Consider the following 1149-nt stretch of genomic DNA (forward strand, 5'->3'; position numbering starts at 1 on the left):
AGAAAGAGACTGACAGTCGTACGCGTCGCCGACGGACCCGATTGATGGTGCGATCTGCTCGAGTGCCAGGTGTTCGGTCAACACAACCGAGGTGTATTGCGACCCTGCATCGGAGTGATGTCGCAATTGCCCGGGTCCGACTGGATGCCCCTGCCGGTCGCGTTCCCACAACGCCATCCGCAGCGGGGTCATGACGAGATCGGTGTGTTTGCTGGTCTGCGCGTGCCAGGCCACGATCCGTTGCGAGAACACGTCGAGGATGAACGCGACATACACCCAGCCGGCCCACGTGCGGACATAGGTGAAATCGGTCACCCAGGTGTGGTCTGGTCGTGGTGCGGTGAAGTCGCGGTTCAGGAGGTCACCGGCACGCGCGGCGTTCTTGGCGGGGATCGTGGTTCGGATGGCTTTCGCCCTCGTGATCCCGACGAGTCCGAGGGCACGCATGGCGCGGTCGACAGCACCACGAGACGCGTCCGCGATGGCAGTACGGCGGATCAGCGCGGTCATCTTCCGCCGCCCATACAGGCCCTCAGGAGTCAGTCGTCGACGGCGGGTCCCGTCGGGACGTTCCTCAACGTTCCAGGCCGTGTCACGCACGGCATCGAGCACGAGCGCGTCGGTCACGGTGCGGGTGCTGACGTGGCCTTGTTTCCAGGCACGGTAGGTGCGCGCGGCGATCTGCACGCCCTGCTCCCGCAGGACGTGGATGATCGACTCGACCGCGTGACCTTCAGCGCGCAGGTGGTCGATGAACCCCAGCATTACCGGTTGCGGGGGTCGAGTTCCCCCGCGAAGAAAGTTGTCGCTGCTTTCAAGATCGCGACGTCCTCCCGGAGCCTGCGGTTCTGTGCTTTGAGTTGTTTGATCTCTGCGGCTTCCGCGCTGGTTTGCCCGTCGCGGACTCCTGCGTCGATATCGGCTTGCGCGACCCAGCGCCGGAGTGATTCCGCACCGATACCTTCTTGCCGTGCGACCGCGGCGATTGCCTGTGAGGTCGAGGGATACTCGGCGCGGTGTTCGAGCACGAGCCTGACTGCTCGTTCGCGGAGCGCGGGATCAATCTTCTTTGGCATGACGCCATCCTTTCAACTCAAAAGGAAGCGGCATCAAAGCCGGGACGGTTCAGCGGTGTCGCAGTCGGAGTCC

Annotated in this window: 1 pseudogene; it reads right to left on the reverse strand. The window is 63.9% G+C overall.

The window, feature by feature from the left end:
- A pseudogene (locus ID132_RS12955) lies at positions 1-1076 on the reverse strand (IS3 family transposase); the annotation flags it as partial.
- Positions 1077-1149: the final 73 nt, after the last annotated feature.

The sequence above is a fragment of the Gulosibacter sediminis genome (assembly GCF_014904065.1).
GTDB classification, from domain to species: Bacteria; Actinomycetota; Actinomycetes; order Actinomycetales; family Microbacteriaceae; genus Gulosibacter; species Gulosibacter sediminis.